Source organism: Streptomyces sp. UNOC14_S4 (assembly GCF_020740835.1).
Taxonomy (GTDB): Bacteria; Actinomycetota; Actinomycetes; order Streptomycetales; family Streptomycetaceae; genus Streptomyces.
The window spans coordinates 1-8,751 of record NZ_JAINFC010000327.1 but is presented as its reverse complement, the minus strand read 5'-3'; the positions used below and the strand labels follow the sequence as shown (position 1 = coordinate 8,751).

Annotated in this window: 9 protein-coding genes; 4 read left to right on the top strand and 5 right to left on the bottom strand. The window is 74.0% G+C overall.

Features of this window, described 5'->3' with window-relative positions; all coding sequences use genetic code 11:
* Nucleotides 1-120: 120 nt before the first annotated feature.
* Genes K6I34_RS25110 through K6I34_RS25095 form a run of 4 tightly spaced genes read left to right on the top strand, consistent with a single transcriptional unit; the run spans nt 121 to nt 3,132 of the window.
* Nucleotides 121-315, top strand: a complete 195-nt coding sequence (locus K6I34_RS25110) for a hypothetical protein (protein WP_229328682.1) — start codon at nt 121-123, stop codon at nt 313-315.
* Nucleotides 312-1,118 carry a hypothetical protein gene (locus tag K6I34_RS25105; RefSeq protein WP_229328681.1) on the top strand — a complete coding sequence of 269 codons (807 nt, stop codon included), beginning with the start codon at nt 312-314 and terminating at the stop codon, nt 1,116-1,118. Before K6I34_RS25110 ends, K6I34_RS25105 begins: the two co-directional genes overlap by 4 nt.
* A complete protein-coding gene (locus tag K6I34_RS25100; protein WP_229328679.1) occupies nt 1,115-2,032 on the top strand; it encodes a hypothetical protein in 918 nt (305 codons plus the stop codon). Before K6I34_RS25105 ends, K6I34_RS25100 begins: the two co-directional genes overlap by 4 nt.
* Entirely contained in the window at nt 2,029-3,132 is a 1,104-nt protein-coding gene (locus K6I34_RS25095; protein ID WP_229328677.1) for a serine hydrolase, read from the top strand. Before K6I34_RS25100 ends, K6I34_RS25095 begins: the two co-directional genes overlap by 4 nt.
* Here K6I34_RS25095 and K6I34_RS25090 read toward each other — a convergent pair.
* The 5 genes from K6I34_RS25090 to K6I34_RS25070 form a co-directional block, all read right to left on the bottom strand.
* Complete coding sequence (locus tag K6I34_RS25090; protein ID WP_229328675.1) at nt 3,022-3,933, bottom strand: LysR family transcriptional regulator; 912 nt, start codon at nt 3,931-3,933, stop codon at nt 3,022-3,024. The genes K6I34_RS25095 and K6I34_RS25090 overlap by 111 nt on opposite strands.
* Nucleotides 3,934-4,158: 225 nt before the next feature.
* A complete protein-coding gene (locus tag K6I34_RS25085) occupies nt 4,159-4,887 on the bottom strand; it encodes a thioesterase II family protein (protein ID WP_229328673.1) in 729 nt (242 codons plus the stop codon).
* 98 nt (nt 4,888-4,985) lie between these two features.
* Nucleotides 4,986-6,806 carry an ABC transporter ATP-binding protein gene (locus tag K6I34_RS25080; RefSeq protein ID WP_229328671.1) on the bottom strand — a complete coding sequence of 607 codons (1,821 nt, stop codon included), beginning with the start codon at nt 6,804-6,806 and terminating at the stop codon, nt 4,986-4,988.
* Nucleotides 6,803-7,624: an ABC transporter permease gene (locus tag K6I34_RS25075; RefSeq protein WP_229328669.1), complete on the bottom strand. Its 822-nt coding sequence runs from the start codon at nt 7,622-7,624 to the stop codon at nt 6,803-6,805. The genes K6I34_RS25080 and K6I34_RS25075 overlap by 4 nt, the downstream gene beginning before the upstream one ends.
* A complete protein-coding gene (locus tag K6I34_RS25070) occupies nt 7,624-8,565 on the bottom strand; it encodes an ABC transporter permease (protein WP_229328666.1) in 942 nt (313 codons plus the stop codon). Before K6I34_RS25070 ends, K6I34_RS25075 begins: the two co-directional genes overlap by 1 nt.
* Nucleotides 8,566-8,751: the final 186 nt, after the last annotated feature.

The window sequence follows — 8,751 nt, the reverse complement described above, 5'->3', positions numbered from 1 at the left end:
CACCCAAACGCTCCAAACCAGCCGCGTCCCGCTTGCGGACTCCCCGACACCCTCTCAAACTCAAATGCGACATCACGGATATGTGATGTTATTTCGGCAAGGAGCTGCAAGGAGACTTTGATGCTCGCTCAAGAAACCACCCGCACCATCGCGTCACCCACCGCGGACACGGCGGTAGCCGCGCTCGGCGACCTGATGGTGGAGCCCGAGGCCGCGATCAGCGACCCGCCCCTGCCGGCCCCCGAGGCCGGAGGCGTCCTGCTCGGGCTGCTGGCCATGTCCCCCAAGGAGCCGAAGGAGCCGAAGGGCAAGTGAGCTCCCGCGCGGACTTCGCCGCGGCGGCCGATGATCTGGCGGTCCGTGTCCTCAGCGCCCTCCGGGGCGCTGGGGGCACGGCGCTGGTTGCCGGGCACGTCGACAGCGCGCCCGACGCCCTGGCGGCCCTCGCCGCCATCCGGGTGATCGGCGCGGACACCTTCTCCCCCTACGTCCTGGCGGGCGCCACCTTCCACGCGGAGGACGCCGCCGCGGTGACGCGTTCCTTCGAGGCGTTCCCGCTCCCTTCCACCGACCCGACGGCGCCCACCGACGAGCACACGTCCGCCTGGCGGGACTGGGCGACCGCCCAGCTGCTCGCCCGGGTCGGCGGCGCTGCCGCCGCCCAACGCGGCGAAGCCACCCAATACGGCGAAGCCGCCCGGTACGGCGAAGCCACCGGCCACGCGCTCGCCGCACAGCCCGAAGGCGACGCGGCGCTCGCCGACACCGCGGACTGGCAGCGCTGGTCCGTGCGCATGGCCCAGCTGGCGACCCTCGCCCAGCCCGGACTGGACGGGCCGGTGCACGAGGCGGCGCGTGGCGCGGCCCTGCCGCTGAGCCGGGGCGTCACCCGCTGCGTGCTGCGCCGCGACTTCCCCACGGCCGTACGGCTCATCCGCTGGCTGGCGTGGCTCGACCACGAGGGCGTGGCGCTGCCGCTGGACCCGCTGCTCGCGCTGGAGCACGTCCGGCTGCTGGGCGGCGAGAGTCCGCGCATGGCCCTGGACCTGACCGTCGCGCGGCGTCTGCTGGAAGGACGGCTCCCCGAGGCCACGCAGGCGCAGGAGGCACGGACATGACCGTTCCCGCACCCGTGGCAGCGGCGGCCCGCAGCATGGCCGACCGGGCGCTGTCCTGGCTGCACGCCAACCGGACGCTGGGCACCCTGCCGCCCGACACCACCGCCGAACTCACCGATCCCGACGGCGCCTACAAGCCGCTCGGCGAGTCCGCGCTGGCCGCGTCCCTCGTCCTGCGCGACGGGATCGCCGGACCGGGCCAGCTGGTCGCCGCGCAGAGTCTGCTGGACTTCGCCTGGCAGCAGTACCGGCACGGCGACATGCTCTACGAGCGGCAGCTCCGGCACACCCTGATGACCGACCCGCTGGAGATGTACGCGGCGTTCGCGCGCTGCGGCTACCGTCACGCCGCCCTGGACCGGCTGCTGGCCCACCACGCGCGGCTGCGCCTGGCGAACGCCGTGGAGTTGCTGCCCAACCGCAGGCTCGCCGTGGCCAACGCGGTCCGGGTCGCCGGGCTCGACCAGGACCTGGACTGGGCGGCGCTCGCCCGCGCCACCTGGCTCGGCGCCACCCCCGAGCCCTGGGCGATCAACTGGATCACCGCGTACACGATGACGCACACGGTCTTCCATCTCACCGACTGGGGCGGCAACCCGCGTGGTCTGCCCGCCGCCATGGCCGAGTACGTACGTGCCTGGCTGCCGGTGTGGATCGACATCTGGCGCGAGGTCGGGCAATGGGACCTGGTGGGCGAGTTGTTGATCGTCGGTGCCTCCCTGGACGAGCCGTACTGCGCGCCCGAGGACTGGGAGGCCATCGCCGCCCTGCAGCACGAGGACGGCTTCGTCCCCCGGGACGGCGCCCCCGTGCCCGACGATCCCGAGGAACGCTTCAAGGAACACCAGCACACCGTCGTCGTCACCGCCGTCGCGGGCTCCATCGCGCTCGCACGAGCGGCGCGCGAGCCGTGAGCACGGCGCTCGACAGTTTCCTGGCGCCCCTCCTGGGCGCCGCCGACGGCGCGCAGGCCGTGGCCGTCGCCGCCGTGCGCGGGGAGGAGCGCGCGGTGCTGTGCCGGGGGCCCGCCGAGCCGGACACCCGGTTCGAGGTGGGCTCCCTCACGAAGACGTTCACGGCGCTGCTGCTCGCGGAGCTCGTCGCCCAGGGGGAGGTGCGCTACGACGATCCGGTCGAACGGTATCTGCCGTGCGCCGTACCGGGTCCGCCGATCACCCTGCTGCACCTGGCCACGCACACCGCCGGGCTGCCGCGGCTGCCGCCCGGGCTGCTCGACCGGTCGGCGCGCGCCGCCTGGTTCAGCAACCCGTACGGCGCCTTCTCCGCGGCCGACCTGCTGGCCGCGCTCCCCCGCACCCGGCTGCACCACCGGCCGGGCACCCGGGTGCGCTACTCCAACTACGGGGTGGGGCTGCTGGGGCACGTCCTGGCCCGTGCGGCGGGCGGCCCCGACGGGGACTTCGGACAGCTGCTCGGCGAACGGGTGCTGACCCCGCTCGGGCTGGCGGACACCGACTGCGACCCGTACCGCCCCCAGGCGGTGGGGCACTGGCGGGGCAGGCCGCGCCCGCCCTGGCTGGTCCCCGGGCTGCCCGCGGCGGGCGCCCTGCGCTCCAGCGCCCGCGACCTGCTCCGCTGTCTGGCGGCCCTGCTCGCCCCGGAGCGGGCCGGGCCGCCGAGCCTGCGGCTGGCCCTGGCGGACGTGCAGCGTCCCCGGCTCGCGCTGCCCCGCACGGGCAACCAGATCTGCCTGGTGTGGAACCGGCGCCCCCGCGCGGGCCGCGCGCTGCTGCACCACTCGGGCGGCACACGGGGGTTCACCGCCTTCGCCGGTTTCCTGCCGCAGGCGGGCATCGCCCTCGCGGCCCTCGCGGACACGGCACCGACGCCCCTGGCCCCCTTCGTGCAGGCGGCCTACGGGACGCTGTGCGCCCTGGACGGGTCAGGCCCCGGCAGCGGTGCCCGCGACGTGCCGGGTGACCGTGTCGGCGAACTCCCGGGCGGAGGGGGTCAGGGCGGACCACTGCCGGGCGGCCCATCCCACGTCCAGTGACGGGATGCCGGTGACCGGGATCAGCCGGACGCCGTCCCCCGGCTGGTCGACCAGCGCCGGGACCGCCGGGATCAGCGCGTGCCCCAGGCCCAGCTCCGCGAGGAGCAGCGCGGTGTCCCAGTCGGTGGCCCGGGTGGTGGTGGCGCGCGGCGGGAGGCCGTGCGCGCCCAGGTAGTTCTCCACCTGACGGCCCGAACTCGTGCCCGTCGGCGGGCGGATGAGCCGCGTCCGCTCCAGGTCCTCGGCGCTCAGCGCGGCCTCCTGGGCGAGCGGGTCCTCGCGCCGCACGGCCAGCACCCACTCCAGGCTGACGACCGTCCGCTGCTCGACGCCCTGCGCGTCCGCGTCGGCGGTGATCGTCACCCAGGCGAGGTCGACGGAACCGCCACGCAGCACGTCGAGACAGCGGCGGCTGGAGCGCTCCGTATGGAACTCCAGACCCACGGCGGGGAACGTGCGGCTGAAGTCCTTGATGGCCGGGCCCATCAGATTGCGGATGGAGGTCGCGCCGGTGGCGATGACGACGCCACCACCCCGCCCGGTGCGCAGCTCGTCCAGCCGCCGGAGCCCTTCGGAGAGCGCGGTGAGCCCGTCGCTCGCGGCGCGCTGGAGTATGCGGCCCGCGGGGGTGGGCACCACGCCGCGCGGCTGACGCTCCATCAACGGAACGCCCACTTCCCGTTCCAGGCGGCGCACGTGCTGACTGACCGCCGACTGACTGCAATTCATCTCGCGGGCCACCGCACTGAGATTGCGGGCCTCGCACACCATGACGAACACCTTCAGGTCATCGAGCGTCATGGGCATCAGACTACCCGTCACCCAAGCCATGACTTGGGTGGATCGAGTCAACTCTTAGGATTGACTTGATGTCCGACCGGCCGCGATCATCGATGCGCACGGCGGCAACCTGTCCACGGCTCCCGGCACCACCCCCTCTGCCGATGCCGAGCATGCGCGGTACCGGCCGTGACGCGGCCGGGGACAGGTGTCGACCGTGTCCGAGCGCTCCGCTGCGGAGAGCCGTCAGAGAAGCGAACCCAGCGTCTCCCGCACCACGGGTGCCCCATCGCCGCGCAAGTAAAAATGCCCGCCCGGGAAGGTCCGCACAGTGACGGCCCCCGCCGTCGTGTGCTCGCTCCACGCCGCCAGCCCGTCCCCCCGCGCCATCTCCTCGTCCGCCCCGGCCAGCACCGTGACCGGCACGGGCAGTGGCGCGTGGCGCGGCCAGGAGTAGGTCTCCAGCGCCGTGTAGTCGGCGCGCAGGGACGTGGCGATCATCTTCCGCATCTCGGGGTACGCGAGGACCTCCTCCGGGATGCCGCCGTGCCGTGCCTGCACCGCGGCGAGCAGCTCGTCGTCGTCCATCCCCTCGGCGCCGAAGAAGGTCCGGCGGATGTGCGGAGCGGGCGCGCTGGAGACCACGAGCCGCCGCGGCAGGGGCAGTCCCGCGTCACGCAGCGCGCAGGTGAGCTCATAGGCGAGCAACGAGCCGAAACTGTGGCCGAAGAAGCTGTACTCGCCGGTGAATTCACCGGTCCCGGCCAGACCGGCGACGAGCTTGCCGAGGTCGTGCACGGGCTCCTCGCCGAGGCGGGTGCCCCTGCCGGGGAGCTGGACGGCGCGCGGGTCGGCCTGCTGGATCGTCTTGGCCCAGTACAGGTACTCGCCCGCGGAGCCGCCCGCGTGCGGGAAGAGGTAGAGGCGGTGCGCGCCGGGCCGGCCTGGGCCGCGGGCGATCCAGCATGAGGTCATGACTTCACTCCTGACGACTGTCGACGCACCGGATTCTCCCCCGTGCCCCGGCCCGCCCCGAAGCCAGGGGTTTCACCGATACGGTTCATCAGGGCAGTTCACCGGTTCAGGGCCGCGGGGATCGCGCCCAGCAGCCGTTCCGTGTACGAGTGCTCCGGCCGTTCCCAGACGTCCTCCACCGCGCCGCGCTCCACGGCCTTCCCCTGCCACAGCACCACGACCTCGTCGCACAGATAGCGGATCACGCCGAGGTCGTGGGAGACGACGCACAGGCCCATGCCGCGTTCCTCCGTCACCTCGCGCAGCACGTCGAGAATCTGTGCCCGTACGGAGACGTCCAGCGCACTGACCGGCTCGTCGGCCAGCAGGACGGACGGGCCCGGCGCCAGGGCCCGGGCGATGGCGACGCGCTGGCGCTGGCCGCCGGAGAACTGGTGCGGGTAGCGCGCTCCCGCGTCGGGCGGCAGGCCCACCGCCGCGAGCACCTCCGCGACGCGCGCCGCGGTGCCGCCGCCCGCGCGCAGCGGCTCCGCGACGATGTCGCGCACCCGCATCCGCGGGTCGAGCGAGCCCATGGGGTCCTGGAAGACGACCTGGATGCCGGAACCGCCGTCCGCACAGGCCGCGGCACCCGCAGCGCCCGTCGAGACCGTGCCCGCCGTCGGCCGGTCCAGCCCCGCGAGGAGGCGCAGCAGTGTCGTCTTGCCCGAGCCCGACTCGCCGACCACGCCGAGCCGCCGTCCCGCGCGCAGCTCCAGGTCGACGTCCTCCAGGGCGGTGAGGAAAGCACGCCGTGCGAAGGGACGGCCGCGCGGCCCGGCGTAGCGGCGGGTCAGGCCGCGGGCGGTGAGCAGCACCGGTCCAGGTGCGGGCCGGTGCTGCACGTCCGTCTCCACGTCCGGGGTAATAACAAGCCCTGCGGACGTCCGCGGGTGCCAACAGGCGACGGCTCCGCCGCCCGGCCGTACGTCCGGAACCGCCTCCGGCCGTACCGCGCACGCGTCGTCGGCATAGGCGCACCGGTCGCGGAACACGCAACCGTCCGCGGCGGCGGCACCGGGCGGCGGCACACTGCCGGGGATGGCCCTCGGGCGCGTACCGGGCGTCAGGTCGCAGGCGGCGAGCAGCGCCTCGGTGTACGGATGGGAGGGGCGGGACAGCACACGTTCCACCGGGCCGCTCTCCACGATCCGCCCGCCGTACATCACGAGCACCCGGTGGCAGACGGAGGCGACGAGGGCGAGGTCGTGGCTGATGTACAGCACGGCTGTGCCGCGTTCGTCGGACAGGCCGGTGACGAGGTCGACGATCTCCTTCTGGACGGTGACGTCGAGGGCGGTGGTGGGCTCGTCGCAGATGAACAGGGCGGGGTCGTTGGCGAGGGCGATACCGAGGACGCCGCGCTGCCGCTGTCCGCCGGAGAGCTGGTGGGGGTACGAGCGCGCGGCGCGGTCCGGGTCGGGCAGCCGCAGCCGGCCGAGGAGTTCGACGGCGGTGGCACCGGCCGCGGCGCGCGTAGGGCGGGTGCCGTGCAGCCGCAGGGTCTCGGCGATCTGCGGGCCGACCCGCATCACGGGGTTGAGGGCGGTCATCGGCTCCTGGAAGACCATGCCCGCGAGCCTGCCGCGGATGCCCGACAGCTCCCGGTCGCCCGCGCCCACGAGGTCGAACGGCACGCCGTCGAGACGCACGCTGCCGCTCGCCCTCAGCCCGTCGTCGAGGAGGCCGAGCAGCGCGAGGGCGGTGAGCGTCTTGCCGGAGCCGGACTCGCCGATGACGCCGACGCGTTCACCGCGTGCCACGGTGAAGGAGACGTCGCGGACGAGGGGCACGTCACCGGCGTCCACACCGAGCCCGGCGACCTCCAGCAGGGGACGGCTCGCCGGACGACTCGCCGGACTGCTCACCGGGCTGTTCACCGGACTCCCTCCAGCGTCGGGTCGAAGCGGTCGCGCAGGCCGTCGCCGAAAAGGTTGAGCCCGAGGACGGCGGCGGCGACGGCGAGCCCGGGCCACAGGCACAGTTCGGGCCTGGAGAAGAGCAGTTCCTGCGAGTCCAGCAGCATCCGGCCCCACGAGGGGGTGGGCGGCGGGGTGCCGAGGCCCAGATAGGACAGCGCCGCCTCCGCGAGCACGGCGGTCGCGAAGGCCACGGAGGTCTGCACGATCAGCACGTCGCGGATGTTCGGCAGGACGTGCCGCAGGGCGATCGGCCACCGGCCGCGCCGCGCGAGCCGGGCCGCGTCCACGTACTCGGCGGCCATGACGCGCAGGGTGGCCGCGCGGCTCACGCGTGCGAAGCCGGGCGCGGAGGCGATGCCGATGGCCACCATCGCGGTGGCCGTGCTCGTGCCGTACACCGCCGCCAGCATGATCGCGAGCAGCAGGGCGGGGAAGGCGAGCAGGAAGTCGCTCACCCGCATGAGCAGTCCGCCGAGGGCGCCGCGCGACATGCCCGCCGCGATGCCCGTCGGCACACCGAGCAGCACGGCGGAGCCCACGGCCACGACGCCCACGAAGACCGTGGTGCGCGCCCCGGTCATCAGCCTGCTGACGATGTCCCGGCCGAACTGGTCGGTGCCCAGCAGGTGCGCGCCGCCGGGGCCCGCGAGGCGGTGCGCGGCGTCGACACGCAGCGGGTCGTAGGGGGTCCACAGCAGCGAGAGCAGGGCCGCGACGAGGACGAGGGCGACGAGCGTTCCGCCGACGGTCAGCGTGAGCCCGTACCTCCTGCGCATCAGCGGCTCCGCAGCCGGGGGTCGGCCAGGTGGTACAGCAGGTCGGTGAGGACGTTCACCACGAGCACCGCCACCACGAGGACGAGCACGACGCCCTGGACGAGCAGCAGGTCGCGGTCGGCCACGCCCTGGAGCAGCAGGTCGCCCAGGCCGGGCACGACGAAGACCCGTTCCACGACGACGGCCCCGACCAGCAGGGTGCTGAGCTGGAGCCCGAGCACGGTGAGGACGGGCACGGCGGCGTTCGGCAGCCCGTGCCGCCACAGCGCCGCCCGGCGCCGCCTGCCCTTGGCGCGGGCGGTGCGCAGGAAGTCCTGGTGCAGGACGGTCAGTACGGCGGAGCGTACGTAGCGGGTGAGGACGGCGCCCTGCACCAGCCCGAGGGAGAGACAGGGCAGCACGAGGTGGCGGGCCCATTCCCCGGGGTCGTCGGCGAGCGGGGTGTAGCCGCCCGCGGGCAGGGCCCCGGCCCGTACGGCGAAGACGTAGACGAGAAGGATGCCCGCGAGGAAGGCGGGCACGGCGATCCCGGCCTGGCTGAGCGCGGACAGCACCGTCCCGGCGGCCCTGCGGTGCCAGGCGGCGGCCAGCACCCCGGCGGGCAGCGCGAACAGGACGGCCACCAGCATCCCGCCCCCGGCGAGCCAGCACGTCACGCCGAGCCGGTCGCTGATCCGCGGCCCGATGAGGTCGTGCGTGACGTACGAGGTCCCGAAATCGCCGTGCAGCAGCCCCTGAGCCCAGTCGGCGTACTGCACGGCAAGCGGCCGATCCGTACCGAATTCGTGCCGCAGGGCGGCCACGGCATCAGGCGTGGCGTTGGTCCCGAGCGCGACCTCGGCGGGATCACCGGGCAACACGGCGAGAAACGCGAACACGACGAAACTGGCAACGACAGCGCTCACCACGAGCGCCCCGGTCTTCCGCAGGAGCAGCCTCATGCACGCGCCCCGAAAGGGGCGCGGGGAACGGCGCGAGCAACCGGCGACGGCGCCGCAGTCGCCGAACGACCTGACGAACCGAGCTCGTAGGCGTAAGGGGCGCGGGGAACGGCGCGAGCAACCACCGACGCCCCGCAGCCGCGCGCCAAGCGCAAGAGGCACCCCCGTAGGCGCACCCCCGCACCC

Bases quoted from the DNA above. Each gene is read 5' to 3' on its own strand.
- K6I34_RS25110 (WP_229328682.1), top strand. From the start codon at position 121: ATGCTCGCTCAAGAAACCACCCGCACCATCGCGTCACCCACCGCGGAC.
- K6I34_RS25100 (WP_229328679.1), top strand. From the start codon at position 1,115: ATGACCGTTCCCGCACCCGTGGCAGCGGCGGCCCGCAGCATGGCCGAC.
- K6I34_RS25090 (WP_229328675.1), bottom strand. From the start codon at position 3,933: ATGACGCTCGATGACCTGAAGGTGTTCGTCATGGTGTGCGAGGCCCGC.
- K6I34_RS25085 (WP_229328673.1), bottom strand. From the start codon at position 4,887: ATGACCTCATGCTGGATCGCCCGCGGCCCAGGCCGGCCCGGCGCGCAC.
- K6I34_RS25075 (WP_229328669.1), bottom strand. From the start codon at position 7,624: ATGCGCAGGAGGTACGGGCTCACGCTGACCGTCGGCGGAACGCTCGTC.
- K6I34_RS25070 (WP_229328666.1), bottom strand. From the start codon at position 8,565: ATGAGGCTGCTCCTGCGGAAGACCGGGGCGCTCGTGGTGAGCGCTGTC.